A 19,260-nucleotide genomic window follows, 5' to 3' on the forward strand; every position below is an offset into this window, starting at 1 on the left:
TTTCAGGTCGAATCGACCTGAAATCTGAATCCGTCTCTAAAATCAAACAGATGGAGCATGATGTCGTCCGAAAACCGCTTCACACTTTTCGGCATCATGCTCTAGGGAGGTCGAGAAAATGGCAATCCTGCTCAACCGCAGCACCCGCGTCATCGTGCAAGGGTTCACCGGCAAGATCGGCAGCTTCCATGCCGAGGACATGAAGCGCTACGGCACCAAGCTGGTCGGCGGCGTTACGCCCGGCAAAGGCGGCCAGAAGCATCTTGGCCTGCCTGTCTTCAACACGGTCAAGGGCGCGGTGCGCGAGACCCGCGCCGAGGCCAGCATCGTCTTCGTGCCGCCGCCCTTTGCCGCCGATTCGATCATGGAAGCGGCGGACGCCGGCATTAAACTCTGCGTCTGCATCACCGACGGCATCCCCTCGCAGGACATGATGCAGGTCAAGCGCTACATGCTGCGCTACCGCTACGAGGACCGCATGCGGCTGATCGGCCCGAACTGCGCCGGCGTCATCACGCCCGGACAGGCGCTGATGGGCATCATGCCCGGCAGCATCTACCTCCCCGGCCGCGTCGGCATTGTCGGCCGCTCGGGAACCCTGGGCTACGAGGCGGCGTCGCAGATGAAGTCGCTCGGCATCGGCGTCTCGACCAGCGTCGGCATCGGCGGCGACCCGATCAACGGCTCCTCCTTCAAGGACGTGCTGAAACTGTTCGAACAGGATGACGACACCGACGCCGTGGTGATGATCGGCGAGATCGGCGGACCGCAGGAAGCCGAAGCTGCCATCTGGGCGCGCGACAACATGAGGAAGCCGCTGATCGCCTACATCGCCGGCCTCTCCGCCCCCAAAGGCCGCCGCATGGGCCACGCCGGCGCCATCATCTCGGCCTTCGGCGAGTCGGCGCAGGAGAAGGTCGAGATTCTAAAGGACGCCGGGGTGATCATCGTGCCGACGCCGTCGTCGTTTGGTGAGGTGGTTGCAGAGACACTATCACGTATGAAGAAGGCCGCCTGAACAGCGGCCTTCGCGTTCGACCGCGCCTCATGCCGCCTTGTCCGCTGCCGGCTTCGCGACCTTGGTGCGGCTGGCGCTGCGGCGGCCGTCGATGCTGACGGGAACGTCGCCGTCGACCGTGGCGCGACGCACCACCCGGTGCTGGTCGCCATAGTCGTTGACGGCGTAGTGCTGCGTCGCGCGGTTGTCCCAGATCGCCACATCGCCGGCTTTCCAGCGCCAGCGCACGGTGTTCTCCGGCGCCGTGACATAGGACTGGAACACCTCGTAAAGCTTCGCCGAATCGCTTTTGGAAAGGCCGATCAGCCGTTGCACGAAATTGCCGAGCAGCAGCGTGCGCTCGCCTGTTTCGGGATGGACGCGGACGACGGGATGCTCGGTCTCGTAGATCGTCGAGGTGAAGATTTCCTCGAAGTGCTTCTTTTCCGCGGCGCTCGCACGCGGCCGCACCGCGGCGTAATCGTAGGCGTTGCTGTGAACCGCCCAGAGATTGTCGGCCAGCAGCTTCAACGGCTCGGGCAGGTCCTGGTAGGCGGCCGCGGTGTTCGACCAGATGGTGTCGCCGCCGGCCGGCGGTATGACGACGCCGCGAAGAACGGAGAATTTCGGATAGGCGTCGACGAAGGTGACATCGGTATGCCATTGGTCGGCGCGACCGCCGCCACGGCTGGAATCGAGTTCGAGAATGGACGCCGTTCCCTTGACGGGACCTTGGGTCGGATGCGGGACGAGGTCGCCGAGACGCTGGGCAAAGCGCTCCTGCCCGGCATCGTCGAGATGCGCCTGGTCGCGGAAGAACACCACCTTGTGCCGCAACAGGATCTGGTTGATCGCCGCGACCGTCTGCTGTGGCAGGTCGCCGGAGAGCCGAATGTTCCTGATCTCTGCGCCGACGCGTCCGGTAAGCGGGACAATATCGGAAACCGGGATGATCTGCTCTACGGGGGTAAGTCTGGTCATGGGAACCTCTTCCTCTAAAGCCGCGGGCTGGTGGCAATGCTCCGCCGTCTGCCGGCCGCATAGCGATCGGCGGAGCAACTCCCTCATCGGGAGCCGACTTGCTTGGCAACGAGAGCACTGATCTCAACTCAGGAGGCGAAGGCCGCCAAGGCTTGCGAGCAGTACCGAGATCCCATTCAAAGCGTAATTCTACAAATTCCATAGACATTTCTTTTCAAAGTTCGGCGGCTCTGAGAAAAATGCCTTCTGTCCAATTCGTTCGTGAGCGGCAGGCGGTGGAGCGCTGCGCGACGCGGCCCGCACCAGTAGTGACGCTGTCGTATCCCTTCGATATTGGAGATGGCGGGTGAATTGCATGCCTGATATTGATGGCTTCCACGCATCACGCAGGCGCCGAGATGACAGACTCCGATAAGGCTGACGCTGTCGAGCAATTGCTCGATACGCCTGACCTCGCCACCGCGCTGGAAAGCGACCAGTTCAAGAAATTTCTCGACCAGATGCCGATCGCGATCGCCGTCTCGGAATTGATCGCGAAGGAGCGTGTCGTCTACGCCAATCCCGAATTCGAGAAGCTCTCGGACCTCAAGGCGCCGAAGCTTGCGCGGGAAAACTGGGCGGCCCTTTCCGGCAGGGGGCTTCATCGGCAGAAGGACAGGCCGCTCGCCGAGGCTGTCGTTGAAGACACCGATTTCGTCGGCACATTTCGCCTCGAGCGCGGCGAGGACAAGCCGGCAATCGTCGACGTTTATTCCAACGTTATCGAGGACGACAACGGCAAGCTCTGCTTCCGGCTGGTGGCGCTTGTCGACGTCACGGCACACGGTGAGACCGAGGACGCGCGACCCGCGGAGGAGCTCATCCGGGAGAAGGACACCCTATTGCGCGAACTGCAGCACCGGGTGAAAAACAATCTGCAGATGATCACCGCTTTGATCCGGATGGAAACCCGCAACGCCACCGAACCCGACCAGAAGCGTTTCGAAAGGCTTGCCGGCCGGGTAGACGCATTGGCAATCCTCTACCAGACATTGTCGGCTGACCAGCAGAAGGATGAGGTGGATCTTGGCGTGTATCTTAGCCAGATCGCGTCCGCCGTCATGGCGTCGCACGCAGTCGAAGGTATCCGCCTCGACCTTAAGGTGGATACCTATCCGGTATCCATCAACGTTGCCATGCCGACAGGCCTGGTCGTCAATGAGTTGCTGACCAACGCTCTCAAACATGCATTCGTCGGGCGCGAGGGCGGCACGATCACGCTGCACAGCGTCGTCAGCGGCGATGGTTGCCGGGTGACTGTCGCCGATGATGGGATCGGTCTGCCAACCGGTGAGACCTGGCCCAGGCCCGGCAAGCTCGGCTCCCTGATCGCGCGGTCGCTGACCGAAAATGCCAAGGCGCAATTCGACGTCAAGTCGAGTGCCGGCGAGGGAACCAAGGTCACCATCGTCTTCAAGCGATCGGCGGCGACGGACTGAGGCTATGCAACGGCGCGCCGGCAAATCCCGGCCGGACAGGTGCTTCGGGCGCTCGCGGGTGTGGCCTTAAGTCGCAAACGATTTGGCTGCAGAAGCGGGGCGCCGGGCTTCTTTGACGGTGCGATCAGCACCATATGTGGTCCACAGCCCTCCAAAACGAGAGAAGCTCGCCCCGGCGGGTCGCACCGCGGCCGTCAGCCGGCAATGGCTATGAACCAGGAAACTGAAAACCATCATGCATGAAAATATCAGACCAGCGTCTAGAGACGTCCCCCTCATTCAGCTAGGCCTCAACCAGTGCCGCTTCCCGGTGAGCGAAGACCGCTCGGTACCCGGTGGCTACCGTTTTTGTGCCGGGCCAACGTCGCCGGATCGCGTCTATTGCGATCACCACCACACCGTCGTGACGGCCGTTGACCCTCGTCGAGCCCGTCCGGGTCTCCATTTCCCTCAACGACGCGCCGCTTAGGTCGCCCAGAAAGCCGTCCCCTGCCCCGCCACCCGGTGCAGGAGGCTGGCAGGCGCGAGCTAACGTGTTCGCGTTGCGGTTTCTGCAAACTCCTGTTGCAACTCTGCAGCGGCCGGTTCAATCGCCAAAGCGATGATTCGGCCTCGACAGCCTGAAGTCGCAACGATTAAATGGCCGAAAAATAACTGGTGCGGTCGAGAAGACTCGAACTTCCACGGGTTGCCCCACAGCGACCTCAACGCTGCGCGTCTACCAATTCCGCCACGACCGCCCGTGGTAGGAGCCGGAACGAACCGGCTCGCGGCGTGTAGCAAATCGTTTCCGGCGAAACAAGGGCGCCGCGCGCAATAATCGCCGCGAATTGGCATATCGGCCTCTACAGCGCCGCGCGTCCTGTGGTACGCGCAAAGGACGGCGAACTGGACGTTTCAGCCGGATACCGCCATATGAAGGGCGAATGCATTCCGCCCCAGAGCGCAAGGCGGTTTTGCCAAGCGGCGTGCATTAAGCGAAAAACGAAAAGCCATGACCGAACGCAGCCAGATCGCCACGTCGTTCCTGCCCTTGCCCGGGTCAGCGCCGGTCGAATGGCGCATCGAGCCTGGCCTGACCGGCTACACCGATGCGCTGGCCCTGATGGAAGCGCGCGCCGAGGCGATCCGCACGGGTGCGGCCGCCGAGATGGTCTGGCTGGTCGAGCATCCGCCGCTTTACACCGCCGGCACCAGCGCCCGCATCGAGGATTTGATCGACCCCGACCGTTTCCCGGTGTTTGCCGCGGGGCGCGGCGGCGAATACACCTATCACGGCCCGGGGCAGCGGGTTGCCTATGTCATGCTTGACCTGAAGCGCCGGCGCGAGGATGTGCGCGCCTTCGTCGCCGCGCTCGAGCAGTGGATCATCGGCACGCTTGCCGCCTTCAATGTACGCGGCGAACGCCGCGAGGACCGCGTCGGAGTCTGGGTGGTGCGGCCCGAGCGCCCGTCCCTGCCCGACGGCTCGCCGGCTGAAGACAAGATCGCGGCCATCGGCATCCGGCTGCGGCGCTGGGTGAGCTTTCATGGCATTGCCGTCAATGTCGAGCCGGATCTCAGCCATTTCAGCGGCATCGTGCCATGCGGCGTGCCGGATCACGGCGTCACCAGCCTCGTCGACCTCGGCCTGCCCGTGACCATGGCCGATTTCGACCTGGCGCTGAAATCCGCCTTCGAGGATGTTTTCGGGGCAGCGGAGTCAACTTCTGCAGAACCGGCTCGCAAGGCCGGCTGAGTCTCGCCTCGACCAACGCTCAAAGCAACCGCGCCGAGGCCCACAACAGCCCGAAACCGTGAATGGCGAAGACGGCCAGCAGCGCGCCGGCCATGGCGAAACGGTCGAAGATGCGGATCGGCTTCAATTCGTGGCGCGGTTTTACCCCGCTACCCACTGTCATCAGGCTGAGGATGGCAAAGACGGCGCCCGCCACCAGCAGAAAGGTTTGGGAAAAGCCGGCCAGCCAGCCAAGCCACAGCAAGGCCGAGAGCAGGGAAAACGAGGCGAGCGCCAGGGCGACCGGCCCCGGGCAGATCTGGCGCAGTACCTGGCCGCCGTCGAATTTCCAAACCGGCACCAGATTGGCGATGTTGAACAATGCGGCAAAGCCGGCAAGCGTCGCCAGAAGGGCCGCGGCAAGCCGATGTCCCTCGCCGGATGCGAGCCCGCTGGCGACGATCAGCAGCGGAACCAGGAACGCGGAAAAGCCGGCGCCCATCAGCGCCACGAAGGCGACCTCGAAGCGGCTGTCATAAGGCCGGCCACCAATGGCGAGGCCGCCGAGCAGCGGAATAAAGATCATCCGCGCCTTGCGATGACCGGTCAGCCGAAAGGCCGCCATGTGGCCGAGCTCATGCAGGGCGACCACCGAGGTCAGGATCGCGGCCAGCGCCAGGCCGCCGAGATTGAGCCCGAAGAACGGCCACAGGATGAAAGCCGAAAGAACGGCGAAACCGACCTGGCTCAGCGGATGCTCGAACCAACCGCCCTTGCGATATTGTCCGGTCCTCGCCCAGACCTCCAGCTTGCCGAGCTCGCGGCGCATGGCGAAGTAGCGGAACACCAGGAAGGCGACGCCGCGATAGCGATCGGTCTGGCTGAGCGTCACCCGCGTGCCGGCACCTTCCGAGGTGAGTTCGGTGGTCTCATAAAAATCCTTCCAGAACGACGCGTCGAGCGCGGTATCCTCGATGACCCGCATCGAAAAACGACTGCCTTCGACGACGTCCTCGAAGCGCGACCTTCGCTCGATCGGCTGGCCGTCCCGGCCCTCCCAGGACAGCAGGATGCGGGCCGTGCCCTGCCCGTCCAGCGGCTGGGCCGAGAGTATCTCGCCGGACCAGCCGGCATCGCTGCCGAGCGGCCACAGCGCCTGCCAGAGGCGCTGCCGGTCCATTGCGACCACGCGGCTGAGCCTCACCGTGCGCAAACCGAGCGGCGCAGTCATCAGAAGGAAAATCAGTCCGAGATTACCGGCCACCAGAAGGGCCGTCACGATCGGCGACACCTGAGGTTTTTGCTCCCTGTCTTGGCGGGGCAGCCTAGCGTCATGGCGGCAAGAAAGGCTTAACGGCACAGCGCCTTCCTGCCCGCCTAAAACAGTGCGGCGAACCGCAGTTGCATCACATGGCGCCGATCCAGACAGCCATGGAAACCAGAAACGCACTCATGCACACCAACGAAACGACGTCCTGAACAAGATCGCTCATAACTCTCTCCTGTTGTTGCTATGTTCGTATTTTGTTCTAATTTTGTTCGAATGTCAACGATCAGGAGACGGCATGCCGACGAATCCTGACAGCTGGTTTGAGCAGGGTTAAGGAAAGGTTGACGGGGTGACGACAGTGTTGACGGAGGGCGCATCGCATGGCCGACACGCCCCAATCACTTCGTCATCCTAGCGTCTTCGCGACGGAGCTCCGCTCCTGCTTCGCCCTAGGATGACGAAGTTGGGGCCTACAACGGAACGACCTTGCCGTCCGCCAACGTCACCCGGCGGTCCATGCGCGAGGCGAGTTCGTGATTGTGGGTCGCGATCAGCGCGGCAAGGCCGGACTGCTTGACCAGCGCGCCAAGCGCCTCGAAGACATAGGAGGCGGTGACCGGGTCGAGATTGCCGGTCGGCTCGTCGGCGAGCAGCAGCAAGGGCGCATTGGCGACCGCGCGGGCAATGGCGACGCGCTGCTGCTCGCCGCCGGACAGCTCCGACGGACGGTGCGACGCGCGCTTGCCGATCTGCATATAGTCGAGCAGCTGTGCTGCGCGCTCCGACGCCTCCTTGCGCGAAAGCCCTTTGATCAGCTGCGGCATCATGATGTTTTCCAGTGCCGAAAACTCCGGCAGCAGATGATGGAACTGATAGACGAAGCCGACATCGTTGCGGCGGATTGCCGTGCGTTCGTCGTCGGAGAGCCGTCCGCAGGCGCGGCCGGCCAGAATGACGTCACCGGCGTCGGGGCGCTCGAGCAGGCCCGCCGTATGGAGCAGCGTCGACTTGCCGGTGCCCGACGGCGCCACCAGCGCCACCATCTCGCCGCGCTTCAGCGAAAAGTCGGCGCCGTTCAAAATGGTGAGCTTGCGCGGCCCCTGGACATAGTGCCGCTCGACGCTCTTCAGCTCGATAATGATCTCGGACTTCATTCGTATCTCAAGGCCTCGACCGGATCGAGCCGTGCGGCGCGCCATGCCGGAAACACTGTTGCCAGGAAGGACAGGCCGAGCGCCATCAGGATGACATAGGTGGTCTCGCGCGGGTCCATCTTTGCCGGCAGCTGGCTGAGGAAATAGAGTTCCGGATTGAACAGCACCTTGCCGGTCATCCAGGAGAAGAACTGGCGGATCGATTCGATGTTGGTGCAGATGAGCACCCCGAGCAGCACGCCGGCGAGCGTGCCGGTTACGCCGATCGCAGCGCCCGTCATCAGGAAGATGCGCAGGATGGCGCCGCGCGAGGCGCCCATCGTGCGCAGGATGGCGATATCGTGGCCCTTGTCCTTCACCAGCATGATCAGGCCGGAGATGATGTTGAGCGCCGCCACCAGCACGATCAGCGTCAGGATCATGAACATGACGTTGCGCTCGACCTGCAGTGCTGAAAAGAACGTCTCGTTGCGCTGGCGCCAGTCGACCATGTCGATCGGCCGTTGCGCCGCCGCATCCACCAGCGGTTTCAGCGCGTCGACATTGTCGGGATTGTCGACATAGATCTCGATCGTCTGCGCCCTGCCGTCCATGTTGAAATAGAGCTGCGCTTCGGAAAACGGCATGTAGACGATGGAGCTGTCATACTCCGACATGCCGACCTCGAAGATCGCCGCCACCTTGTAGCCCTTCAGCCGCGGCGTCGTGCCCATCGGCGTCACATCGCCGTCCGGCGAGATCAGCGTGATGGTGTCGCCGAGCACAAGGCCGAGATTCTCCGCCATGCGCTTGCCGATAGCGACGCCCTCGCCGGAGTCGAAGCCGTCAAGCGTGCCTTGCTTGACGTTTTGGGCGACGATGGCGATCTTGCCGAGGTCTTCGGCCCTGATACCGCGCACCAGCGCGCCCATGCCGCCGCCGACATTGCCCTGCGCCAGCACCTGGCCGTCGATCAGCGGGATCGCGTATTTGACGCCGGCCACGCCGTTGATGCGGGCTGCGACCTGCGCATAATCCTCAAGCGGCGAATCCAGCGGCTGCACGATCAGATGGCCGTTGACGCCGAGGATGCGGGTCAGAAGTTCGGCTCGAAACCCGTTCATGACGGCCATGACGACGATCAGCGTGGCGACGCCCAGCATGATGCCGAGGAAGGAGATCGAGGCGATGACCGAGATCACCGTCTCCTTGCGGCGCGACCGCAAATAACGCCAGGCGACCATGCGTTCGAACATGGAGAACGGGCCGGCGACCGGAGACTTGGTGACCGGAGACTTGGCGACCGGAGACTTGGCGACCGGAGACTTGCCAACCGGAGACTGGGCTACCGAAGACTTCGCTGCCGCGGCTTCGCTCATGCGGTTGCACCGAAGCGTTTCCTGGCCTCCGCGACCGGCAGCGTCTCGCGCTCGCCGGTCCGGCGGTTCTTGATCTCGATCTCGCCGGCGGCCACGCCGCGCGGCCCGACGATCACCTGCCAGGGCAGGCCGATCAGGTCGGCGGTGGCGAACTTGCCGCCCGGTCGCTGGTCGGTGTCGTCGTAAAGCACATCCTTGCCGGCGCCGGTGAAGGCGGCGTAGAGCTCGCCGCAAACGCGGTCGCACTCGGCGTCGCCGGCCTTCATGTTGATCAGGCCGATGTCGAACGGCGTCACCGCTTCCGGCCAGATGATGCCGTTGTCGTCATGGCTGGCCTCGATGATCGCCGCCACCAGCCGCGACGGACCGATACCGTAGGAGCCGCCGGAAACGAAATGATCCTTGCCGTCGGGCCCGGTCACCTTGGCGCCCATGGGCTTGGAATATTTGTCGCCGAAATGGAAGATGTGGCCGACCTCGATGCCGCGTGCCGAGACCCGGTCGGCTTCGCCAAGCTTGTCCCAGGCCGCCTCGTCATGCATCTCGTCGGTGGCGGCGTAAGGCGTCGTCCACGTTTTGACGATGTCGGCGATCTCGCCGTCATTGCCGAAGTCGGTTTTCTCGCCGGGCACCTGGAGCGACAGATATTCGCGGTCGCAATAGACCTGGCTCTCGCCGGTGTCGGCCAGGATGATGAATTCATGGCTGAGATCGCCGCCGATCGGCCCGGTGTCGGCCCGCATCGGAATGGCCTGCAGCCCCATGCGCGTGAACGTTCGGAGATAGGATACGAACATGCGGTTGTAGGCGGCTTTGGCTCCCTCGAAATCGAGGTCGAAGGAATAAGCGTCCTTCATCAGGAATTCGCGCGAGCGCATGACGCCGAAGCGCGGACGCACCTCGTCGCGGAACTTCCACTGGATGTGGTAGAGGTTGAGCGGCAAATCCTTGTACGACTTGACGTAGGCGCGCACGATCTCGGTGACCACTTCCTCATTGGTCGGACCGTAGAGCATGTCGCGGTCCTGTCGGTCCTTGATGCGCAACATCTCCTTGCCGTAATCGTCATAGCGGCCGCTTTCGCGCCACAGATCGGCCGACTGGATGGTCGGCATCAGGATTTCCAGCGCGCCGGCGCGGTTCTGCTCCTCGCGGATGATGCGGCAGACCTTGTCGAGCACCAGCTTGCCTAGCGGCAGCCAGGAAAAGCTGCCCTGCCCCTGCTGGCGGATCATGCCGGCACGCAGCATCAGCCGGTGCGAGACGATCTCGGCCTCGCGCGGATTTTCTTTCAGGATGGGCAGGAAAAACTGCGACAAACGCATGGACAGGTCCGTGAGAGAGGAGGCTGCGCCGGAATCGGCGCGGCTGGCTTGCTTGCCCCGGCTTCATAGCTATTTCGTGACGGAATGGAAACCCGACCGGCCGCATCGGTCCGAAATCGCAAAAATCGATTCTTCTTCCAAAGACCTTCGCACCGAAAAACGATAATGCTTCTGACGCAAAGTGATCGCCTGACGGCAAAGTCCTCACACACGCTTTGCGCGTCCGGGCAACCCAGCACACCTGGCCCCATTAATGCGGCAGCTCGGTGTTGTTCGTTTCGCAAGCAAAGCCTGCCGCACTATTGTGCACTGCAGCACAGATTGCCCGATTGCGGGCAAAATTCTGCGTGACAATTTCATCAGGGTTAGGCTAGTGTGCCCCGATAACCGAGAGGGTGGAGAAAAATCTGCTCTCCTACGCGGTCAAAGTCTTGGGAGGATGCGATCTAGGCGCGGTTACCCGCTGCCGCCGGAAACCGGAAAACAGATCGGAACGCGTTTAAATTGCAAGGCCTTGTGCCTTGCATTTTTTTTGCCCGATCATCTGGTTAGATCAACCTTTTCCCAAATTACGTGAGCTTGCGTCAGCCTGATACCCAGCCGTGATTCTAATACGGGTGGGCCATGCATGGCCGCCGATTGCGCATCGCAGGCTGGCGAGACAAAACCTGAGTTTAGCGCTCCGAAACAGGCACAAACCCACCCGATCCATCGGCAGAAACAGGTTTTAGTTAGCCGGCGCCTGGGTGGCTTCGGGGATGATGTGCGGGACTTCGTCGAGGCTGTAGCCCAGCCCGTGCGTCAGGCCGTAGAAAACCCCCATGACGACAGCCGTGACGATGGTGGTGCGGATCACGGCGCGCAGCATATGCGGTCCGCGCGGCGCGCTCGCAACCGTGCCCAGCGTCACGTCCTGGTCGTCATCCTGCGTCTTGACGCTGAACGGCAGCACAATGAACAACATCAGCCACCAGGTGATGAAGAACAGCGCGGCAAATGAAATCCAGCTCATGCCTGTTCCAGTTCGACCAACGTGCCGAAGAAATCCTTGGGATGCAGGAACAGCACCGGCTTGCCGTGAGCGCCGGTTTTGGGATTGCCGTCGCCCAGCACGCGGGCGCCGCTTGCTTTGAGGTGATCGCGCGCGGCAAGGATGTCGTCGACTTCGTAGCAGACATGATGCATGCCACCCGAGGGGTTCTTCGCCAGAAAGGCCGCGATCGGCGACCGTTCGCCCAGCGGCTCCAGGAGTTCGATCTTGGTGTTGCCGACATCGACGAACACCACCGTCACGCCATGCTCGGGCAAAGCCTGCGGCGCAGTCACCCGCGCGCCAAGTGTATCGCGATAGGCCGCAATCGCCGCGGCCAGGTCCGGTACGGCAAGTGCTACATGGTTCAGGCGTCCCAGCATGAAGTGCTCCACAAGTTAAGGGAGTAGGGAATAGGCAGCAGGCAGTAGTGATACATCCGCATTTTTCTCCACTGCCTACCGCCTACTGCCTATTCCCTCACCTCGTCACAAACACCGTCACCAGCGGCTTCTTGCCCCAGGCTTCGTTGGCGGCGCCGCGCACGGCGCGGCGCACCGCTTCCTGCACCAGATCGAGGTCCTTGCGGCGCTGGCGAGGGATCGAGTCAACCGCGCCGACGGCCGCGTCGAGCATCAGATCTTCCATGTTTTCGCCACGGGCATCGGCCTCGGCGACGCCGATGGCGACCAGATCGGGATCGCCGGCGAGCTCATATTTGTCGTCGAGCACGACATTGACCGCGACATGGCCGGCAAAGGATAGCTTCCGCCGGTCGCGTATGCCCATCGCCTGGTCGGTGCCGATCAGCCTGCCGTCCTTGTAGATGCGGCCGAACGGCACCTGGTCGATGATCGTGGCCGGACCCGGCGCCAGCCGCAGCATGTCGCCGTCGCGCACTTGCGCCACCTGGCCGATGCCCGACGTCGACATCAGCGACCCTTGCGCCACCAGATGCGCGGCTTCGCCGTGCACGGGAACGCCGATCTGCGGCCGCACCCATTCATACATCCTGCGCAATTCGCTGCGGCGGGGATGGCCGGAGACATGCACAAGCGCGTCGCCATCCTCGATGATCTTGATGCCGAGGTCGATGAGGCGGTTCTTGGTCTCGAGGATCGCCTTCTCGTTGCCGGGAATGGTGCGTGAGGAAAACACCACCGTGTCGCCGGCCGTCAGCGACACCGATTTCATCTCGTCGCGCGACAGTTTTGCCAGCGCTGCCAGCGCCTCGCCCTGGCTGCCGGTGCAGATGATGACCAGGTTCTCGCGCGGGATGAAGCCGAAATCCTCCTCGGCGATGAACTCCGGCAGCCCGTCCATGTAGCCGAGTTCGCCGGCGACATCGATGACCCGCTTCAGCGAGCGGCCGAGCACCAGGCACTGGCGGCCGGCATCGCGCGCCGCCTTGGCGATGGAGACGATGCGTCCGACATTGGAGGAGAAGGTGGTGACGGCGACACGGCCGACAGCGCTCTGGATGACGCCCCTGAGGCCTTCGCCCACCGCCACTTCCGACGGCGATTCGCCTTCGCGCAGCGCATTGGTGGAATCGCAGATCAGCGCCAGCACACCCTTGTCGCCATAGGCGCGAAACCGCGCCTCGTCGGTTTTCGGACCGATCGTCGGTTCCGGATCGATCTTCCAGTCGCCGGTATGGATGACGGTGCCGGCCGGCGAGGTGATCGCCAGCGACATCGGCTCGGGGATCGAGTGCGCCACCGGAATGGCCTCGATCGAGAACGGGCCGACAGTGAATGTTTCGCCTGCCCGGTAGATCGTCACCGGAATTTTCTTCGGCGCGCCCTGCTCGCCCTGGCGCTTGGCGTCCAGCAGTCCGGCGCTGAACGGTGTCATCCACACCGGCGCCTTCAGCTTCGGCCAGATGTCGAGCAGCGCCCCGTAATGGTCTTCATGCGCGTGGGTGATGATGATGCCGCGCAGGCCGGCGAGGTTCTCCTCGATGAAGCGCGTATCGGGCAGGATCAGGTCGACGCCAGGATGCGCCGCATCGGGAAAAGTCACGCCGACATCGACGACGATCCACTCGCGCGCGCTAGGCGGCCCATAGCCGTAAAGGGCGAAGTTCATGCCGATCTCGCCGACGCCGCCGAGCGGCACGAAGACGAGTTCGGCGTTTTGCGCTTTCGCCATCAATTTTCCCTTCCCGGCCCTTGCGACCAGCTCTAAATCTTTGCCGACGCGACGGCGCCGAAATGCACGTCGCCGGCGGCTACCGTCACGACCGACCCCTCATCATCGCGGATCACGAAACGGCAGTCCGCGTCAATGGTCTCGAAGGTACCGCGCACCACATTCCCGTCAATCCTGACAGCAACCTCGCCGCCAAGCCCCGCCGCGCGCGCCAGCCAGCGACGCCGGATGGCGTCGAGCCCGCGTCCGTCATCCCACAGCCGGGCATTGTCGGTCCAGGCATCGGACAGCGCCAAGAACAGCGTTTCGGCGTCGCATGTCGCGCCCAGCGCCTGAAGCGATGTCGCCGGATACGGCAAATCCGGCGGATGCGCCACCACATTGACGCCGATGCCCACCGCCACCGCGAAACGGCCGCCATCGAGAATGGCCGATTCCAGCAGGATGCCGGCCAGTTTGGCGCCGGAGGCAAGCACATCGTTCGGCCATTTCAGCTCGAAGCGGTTCTGCCCTTGGCTGGCGCCGTCGAGGCCGATGGCGATCCTGCCCTTCGGCACCACGGCGTCAAGCGCATCGGCCAGCGACAGGCCGGCGACGAAGCCCAGCGTCGCCGCCAGACGCAACTCACCGCCGGTGATGACCAGCAATGTCGCCGCCAGATTGCCCTCGGGAGATACCCAGGCCCTGCCGCGGCGGCCACGGCCGCTTTCCTGCTTCTTGGAAACGACCCACAATTTGCCGGGGTCGCCTGCCCTTGCATGGTCCAGCGCAAGCGTGTTGGTGGAACCCACGCTGTCATGGGCCTCGAGCCGGAACCCTTCCGTCTCAGAGGTTGGAGCCAGCCGAAATGCCATCCGGTCAGAAAAATGTCTTGGCGGCGGCTTCGGCGTAGGTCGCGATCGGACCGCCGATCAACACATAGAACAGCACGAAAGCGCCGGAGACACCAAGCACGAGGCGCAGCTCAACCGCCATCGGCACGAAGCCACCGGCCGGTTCGTCGAACCACATGATCTTGATGATACGCAGATAGTAGAAAGCGCCCACGACGGAGGCCAGCACGCCGATGATCGCCAGCGCATAGAGGTTGGCGTTGATGGCGGCGAGGAACACGTACCATTTCCCCCAGAAACCGGCGAGCGGCGGGATGCCGGCCAGCGAGAACATCAGGATGGTCAGGATCGTCGCCATGATCGGGTTGGTCGACGACAGACCGGCGAGATCGCTGATCTGCTCGACATTGCCTTCCTTGCGCCGCATGGCGAGGATGAAGGCGAAGGTGCCGAGCGTCATGACGAGATAGATCAGCATGTAGATGGCGACGCCGCGCACGCCGGCCTGGCTGTTGGCGGCTAGGCCGACCAGCGCGTAGCCCATATGGCCGATCGAGGAGTACGCCATCAGCCGCTTGATGTTGGTTTGGCCGATCGCGGCGAAGGAGCCGAGCGCCATCGAGGCGATCGAGATGAAGACGATGATCTGCTGCCAGTCGGAAGCGATCGGCTTGAAGGCGCCCATGGTGACGCGCACGATCAGCGCCATTGCCGCCATTTTGGGGGCAGCCGCCAGGAAGGCGGTGACCGGCGTCGGCGCGCCCTCGTAGACATCGGGCGTCCACATGTGGAACGGCACCGCGGAAATCTTGAAGGCAAGACCGGCCAAAACGAAAACCAGGCCGACGACGAGGCCGAGCTGGCGCTCACCGCTGCCAAGCGCCGAGGCGATTTCCTGGAAGCCGACATTGCCGGTGTAGCCGTAAATGAGGCTGATTCCGTAAAGCAGCATGCCCGACGACAGCGCGCCGAGCACAAAATACTTCAAACCGGCCTCGGTCGAACGCAGATTGTCGCGATTGATCGCCGCCAGCACGTAAATCGCCAGCGACTGCAGTTCGAGGCCGAGATAGAGCCCGATCATGCCGTTGGCCGAGATCATCAGCATCATGCCGAGCGTGCACAACAGGATCAGCACCGGGTATTCGAACTTGTCGAAATGCTCCTGCCTGGCGAAGCGCATCGACATCACCAGCGTCACCGCCGAACCGATCAGCGACAGCACCTTCATGAAGCGGGAGAACGGATCCTGGATGAAGGCGTTGCCATAGGCTGCGCCCTGCCCCGTGGGAAAGATCAGCCATAGGCCTGCGATCACCAGCACGGCGACGGCAAGGCCGGTCACCAGAATGGCAGTGTTGGCGCGCGAATAGGCGCCGACCATCAACAGCGCCAGCGCGCCGATGGCGAGGATCAGCTCCGGCGTCGAGAGCGAAAGGCTGGAGTAAAGGTCCGGCGTCATGGTTCGCAAAACCTCTGGTCAGTTCGCCGCCGCGGTCTGCGCGGCGCCGATGGATGCGGTGACATTGGTGACGAGCGCCTTGACCGACTGGGCCGTGGCATCGAAGACGGGAGCGGGATAAACGCCGAAGAAGATGACCAGCACGACCAGCGGGTAGATGATTGCCTTCTCGCGCGTCGACAGATCGAGCAGGCCCTTCAGGCTTTCCTTGGTCAGCGCGCCGAAGATGACCCGGCGGTAGAGCCAGAGCGCGTAGGCCGCCGACAGGATGACGCCGGTGGCGGCGAAGAAAGCCACCCAGGTGTTGACCCGGAACACGCCGAGCATGGTCAGGAACTCGCCGACGAAGCCTGACGTGCCGGGCAAGCCGACATTGGCCATGGTGAAGATCAGGAACACGGTTGCGTATTTCGGCATGTTGTTGACCAAGCCGCCATAGGCGTCGATCTCTCGCGTGTGCATGCGGTCGTAAATGACGCCGACGCACAGGAACAGTGCGCCCGAGACGAGGCCGTGGCTCAGCATCTGGAAGATCGCGCCCTGCACGCCTTCCTGGTTCATGGCGAAGATGCCCATGGTGACGAAGCCCATATGGGCGACGGAGGAATAGGCGATCAGCTTCTTCATGTCCTCCTGCATCAGCGCCACCAGCGAGGTGTAGATGATGGCGACGACCGACAGCGTGAACACCAGCGGTGCGAACATTTCCGACGCCAGCGGGAACATCGGCAGGGAGAAGCGCAGGAAGCCGTACCCGCCCATTTTCAACAGTATGCCCGCCAGGATCACCGAGCCCGCCGTCGGCGCTTCGACATGCGCATCGGGCAGCCAGGTGTGCACCGGCCACATCGGCATCTTCACCGCGAAGGAGGCGAAGAAGGCTAGAAATAGCCATGTCTGCATGTGGGCCGGGAAGTTGTGGGTCAGCAGCGTCGGGATGTCGGTGGTGCCCGCCTGGAAGAACATCGCCATGATGGCGAGCAGCATCAGCACCGAGCCGGCCAACGTGTAGAGGAAGAACTTGAACGAGGCATAGACGCGGCGCTTGCCGCCCCAGACGCCGATGATGATGAACATCGGGATCAGGCCGGCCTCGAAGAAGACGTAGAACAGCACGATGTCGAGCGCGCAGAACACGCCGATCATCAGCGTTTCCAAGAGCAGGAAGGCAATCATGTAGGCCTTGACGCGCTTGTCGATCGCTTCCCACGACGCCAGGATGCAGAGCGGCATGAGGAACGTCGTCAGGATGACGAACAGCATCGAAATGCCGTCGACGCCCATATGGTAGGAGATGCCGGAATCCAACCAGGCAAACTTCTCGACGAACTGGAAGCCGGCTTGCGAATTGTCGAAGCCGGTCCAGATGAACAGCGAGATGATGAAGGTGGCCGCTGTCGTCGTGAACGCGATGGCGCGGATGTTGCGACGCGCATTCGGGCTGTCATCCCTGATGAACAGGATCAGCAGCACACCTACAAGCGGCAGGAAGGTGACCAGCGAGAGGATTGGCCAGGCGGTCATCAGAGCATCATCCAGGTGACGAGTGCGGCCACGCCGATCAGCATGGCGAAGGCATAGTGATAGAGATAGCCGGTCTGTAGCTTGACGACGCGGTCGGTGACGTCGACGACACGCGCCGAAATGCCGTCAGGGCCGAGCCCGTCGATGATGGTGCCGTCGCCGGTCTTCCACAAGAACCTGCCCAGCGCCTTTGCCGGCCGCACGAACAGGACGTCGTAGAGCTCGTCAAAGTACCATTTGTTGAGCAGGAAGGCATACAGCAGCCGATGGTTGGCGGCGACGCTCCGGGGCAGTTCCGGCGAGCGGATGTAGAACTTCCAGGCGACGGCAAAGCCGATGATCATGGCGACGAACGGTGCCAGCTCGACCCACAGCGGCAATTCGTGGATATCGTGCAGGATGTGGTTGTCCGGCAGCGTGAACAGCGACGCCTTCCAGAATTCGGTATAGCCTTCGCCGATGAAGGCACCATGGAAGATAACGCCGGCAAACAGCGCCCCCGCGGCCAGGATGAACAGCGGCACCAGCATCACCGGCGGCGATTCATGGACATGGTGCATGACGTCGTGGCTCGCCCGCGGCTCGCCATGGAAGGTCATGAAGATCAGCCGCCAGGAGTAGAAGGAGGTGAAGCAGGCGGCGATGACCAGCAGGACAAAAGCGAGGCCAGCGACCGAATTGTGGCCGGCAAAGGCAGCCTCGATGATGGCATCCTTGGAGAAGAAGCCGGCGGTGCCGATGACGGTCACCGGAATGCCGACGCCGGTCAGCGCCAGCGTGCCGATCACCATCATCCAGTAGGTCTTCGGAATGAGCTTCCGCAGGCCGCCCATCTTGCGCATGTCCTGCTCGTCGGAGACGGCATGGATGACCGAGCCGGAGCCCAGGAACAGCAGCGCCTTGAAGAAGGCGTGCGTGAACAGATGGAAGATCGCCGCGCCATAGGCGCCGACGCCGAGCGCGACGAACATGTAGCCGAGCTGCGAACAGGTCGAATAGGCGATGACGCGCTTGATGTCGTTCTGGACCAGGCCGACGGTCGCCGCGAAGAAGGCGGTGAAGGCGCCGATGAAGGTCACCACGGTCAGCGCCGAATGCGACAGTTCGAACAGCGGCGACAGCCGCGCCAGCATGAACACGCCGGCCGTGACCATGGTGGCGGCATGGATCAGCGCGGAAACCGGGGTCGGGCCCTCCATCGCGTCCGGCAGCCAGGTGTGCAGCGGCACCTGCGCCGACTTGCCCATGGCGCCCATGAACAGCAGCAGGCAGACGATGGTCATGGCTGCCTGCTTGTCCAGCGCGTAGCCGAGGAAGGTCAGCACGGCCGCGCCTTGTGGGGCGCCTTCAGCCGGAATGAACGTCGCGGCATTGGCGAAGATGGTGCCGAGATTGACCGAGCCGAACAAAACGAAGACGCCGAAAATGCCGAGCGCGAAGCCAAAATCGCCGACGCGGTTGACGACGAAGGCCTTGATGGCAGCAGCATTGGCCGACGGCCTCTTGTACCAGAAGCCGATCAGCAAATAGGAGGCGAGACCCACCCCTTCCCAGCCGAAGAACATCTGCACGAGGTTGTCCGCCGTCACCAGCATCAGCATGGCGAAGGTGAACAACGACAGATAGGCGAAGAAGCGCGGCCGGTTCGGATCGTGGTGCATGTAGCCGATCGAATAGATGTGGACCAGCGCCGACACCGTGTTGACCACCACCAGCATGACCACCGTCAGCGTATCGATCCTGAGCGCCCAGGACGCGTCCAAGCCGCCGGATTGGATCCAGCGCAGTACCGGCACGGTGAACACCTCGCCTTCGCCGAAGCCGACGGAGAAGAAGGCGACCCAGGACAGCACGGCCGAGATCACCAGGAAGCCTGAGGTGATATATTCCGATGCCTTGGCGCCGAGCGCATTGCCGAACAGGCCGACAATCAGGAAGCCGAGCAGCGGAAGGAAGACGATCGCTTGATACATGTTA

General features: G+C 62.9%; 16 protein-coding genes and 1 tRNA gene. 4 read left to right on the top strand and 13 right to left on the bottom strand.

Annotation, left to right across the window (positions count from 1 at the left end; all coding sequences use genetic code 11):
* Positions 1–118 precede the first annotated feature (118 nt).
* Positions 119–1,018 carry a succinate--CoA ligase subunit alpha gene (gene sucD, locus NKI96_RS21665; RefSeq protein WP_352806082.1) on the top strand — a complete coding sequence of 300 codons (900 nt, stop codon included), beginning with the start codon at positions 119–121 and terminating at the stop codon, positions 1,016–1,018.
* A gap of 27 nt (positions 1,019–1,045) precedes the next feature.
* On the opposite strand, the gene NKI96_RS21670 is transcribed toward sucD, so the two are convergent.
* Positions 1,046–1,978: a TauD/TfdA dioxygenase family protein gene (locus NKI96_RS21670; RefSeq protein ID WP_352806085.1), complete on the bottom strand. Its 933-nt coding sequence runs from the start codon at positions 1,976–1,978 to the stop codon at positions 1,046–1,048.
* Between the two features lie 398 nt (positions 1,979–2,376).
* Here NKI96_RS21670 and NKI96_RS21675 point away from each other — a divergent pair, with 398 nt between their 5' ends.
* Together NKI96_RS21675 and NKI96_RS21680 are read left to right on the top strand one after the other, a co-directional pair.
* Positions 2,377–3,456: a sensor histidine kinase gene (locus NKI96_RS21675; protein WP_352806088.1), complete on the top strand. Its 1,080-nt coding sequence runs from the start codon at positions 2,377–2,379 to the stop codon at positions 3,454–3,456.
* A gap of 235 nt (positions 3,457–3,691) precedes the next feature.
* The gene (locus NKI96_RS21680) at positions 3,692–3,925 is read left to right on the top strand and encodes a GcrA family cell cycle regulator (protein ID WP_081726779.1); all 234 of its coding nucleotides are present in this window, start codon (positions 3,692–3,694) and stop codon (positions 3,923–3,925) included.
* 186 nt (positions 3,926–4,111) lie between these two features.
* Here NKI96_RS21680 and NKI96_RS21685 read toward each other — a convergent pair.
* Positions 4,112–4,196 (bottom strand) — tRNA-Leu (locus NKI96_RS21685).
* 254 nt (positions 4,197–4,450) lie between these two features.
* Here NKI96_RS21685 and lipB point away from each other — a divergent pair.
* Entirely contained in the window at positions 4,451–5,194 is a 744-nt protein-coding gene (gene lipB, locus NKI96_RS21690; RefSeq protein ID WP_023751636.1) for a lipoyl(octanoyl) transferase LipB, read from the top strand.
* A gap of 19 nt (positions 5,195–5,213) precedes the next feature.
* On the opposite strand, the gene NKI96_RS21695 is transcribed toward lipB, so the two are convergent.
* From NKI96_RS21695 to nuoL, 11 genes are all read right to left on the bottom strand, one after another.
* On the bottom strand, positions 5,214–6,464 hold the full coding sequence (locus NKI96_RS21695) for a site-2 protease family protein (RefSeq protein ID WP_352562496.1): 1,251 nt from the start codon (positions 6,462–6,464) through the stop codon (positions 5,214–5,216).
* 449 nt (positions 6,465–6,913) lie between these two features.
* Complete coding sequence (locus tag NKI96_RS21700; RefSeq protein WP_023685211.1) at positions 6,914–7,597, bottom strand: ABC transporter ATP-binding protein; 684 nt, start codon at positions 7,595–7,597, stop codon at positions 6,914–6,916.
* Positions 7,594–8,832, bottom strand: coding sequence for a lipoprotein-releasing ABC transporter permease subunit (locus NKI96_RS21705; RefSeq protein ID WP_031194713.1), 1,239 nt, complete (start codon positions 8,830–8,832; stop codon positions 7,594–7,596). Before NKI96_RS21705 ends, NKI96_RS21700 begins: the two co-directional genes overlap by 4 nt.
* A gap of 119 nt (positions 8,833–8,951) precedes the next feature.
* The gene (gene proS, locus NKI96_RS21710; protein WP_023735912.1) at positions 8,952–10,280 is read right to left on the bottom strand and encodes a proline--tRNA ligase; all 1,329 of its coding nucleotides are present in this window, start codon (positions 10,278–10,280) and stop codon (positions 8,952–8,954) included.
* Positions 10,281–11,007: 727 nt separating this feature from the next.
* Positions 11,008–11,292, bottom strand: a complete 285-nt coding sequence (locus NKI96_RS21715) for a DUF1467 family protein (RefSeq protein WP_352790950.1) — start codon at positions 11,290–11,292, stop codon at positions 11,008–11,010.
* On the bottom strand, positions 11,289–11,693 hold the full coding sequence (gene mce, locus NKI96_RS21720) for a methylmalonyl-CoA epimerase (RefSeq protein WP_023690961.1): 405 nt from the start codon (positions 11,691–11,693) through the stop codon (positions 11,289–11,291). The genes NKI96_RS21715 and mce overlap by 4 nt, the downstream gene beginning before the upstream one ends.
* Before the next feature lie 97 nt (positions 11,694–11,790).
* Complete coding sequence (locus tag NKI96_RS21725) at positions 11,791–13,464, bottom strand: ribonuclease J (RefSeq protein WP_352806090.1); 1,674 nt, start codon at positions 13,462–13,464, stop codon at positions 11,791–11,793.
* Positions 13,465–13,496: 32 nt separating this feature from the next.
* The gene (locus NKI96_RS21730; protein WP_023670806.1) at positions 13,497–14,318 is read right to left on the bottom strand and encodes a biotin--[acetyl-CoA-carboxylase] ligase; all 822 of its coding nucleotides are present in this window, start codon (positions 14,316–14,318) and stop codon (positions 13,497–13,499) included.
* 4 nt (positions 14,319–14,322) lie between these two features.
* Positions 14,323–15,759 (bottom strand): NADH-quinone oxidoreductase subunit NuoN, encoded by a 1,437-nt coding sequence (gene nuoN / locus NKI96_RS21735; protein WP_023741632.1) that lies wholly within the window; start codon positions 15,757–15,759, stop codon positions 14,323–14,325.
* 18 nt (positions 15,760–15,777) lie between these two features.
* Positions 15,778–17,283: an NADH-quinone oxidoreductase subunit M gene (locus NKI96_RS21740; RefSeq protein ID WP_023670808.1), complete on the bottom strand. Its 1,506-nt coding sequence runs from the start codon at positions 17,281–17,283 to the stop codon at positions 15,778–15,780.
* Positions 17,283–19,256 (bottom strand): NADH-quinone oxidoreductase subunit L, encoded by a 1,974-nt coding sequence (gene nuoL / locus NKI96_RS21745; protein WP_352762419.1) that lies wholly within the window; start codon positions 19,254–19,256, stop codon positions 17,283–17,285. The genes NKI96_RS21740 and nuoL overlap by 1 nt, the downstream gene beginning before the upstream one ends.
* Between the last annotated feature and the right edge of the window lie 4 nt (positions 19,257–19,260).

It is taken from the genome of Mesorhizobium sp. M0292 (genome assembly GCF_040321695.1).
Classification (GTDB): domain Bacteria; phylum Pseudomonadota; class Alphaproteobacteria; order Rhizobiales; family Rhizobiaceae; genus Mesorhizobium.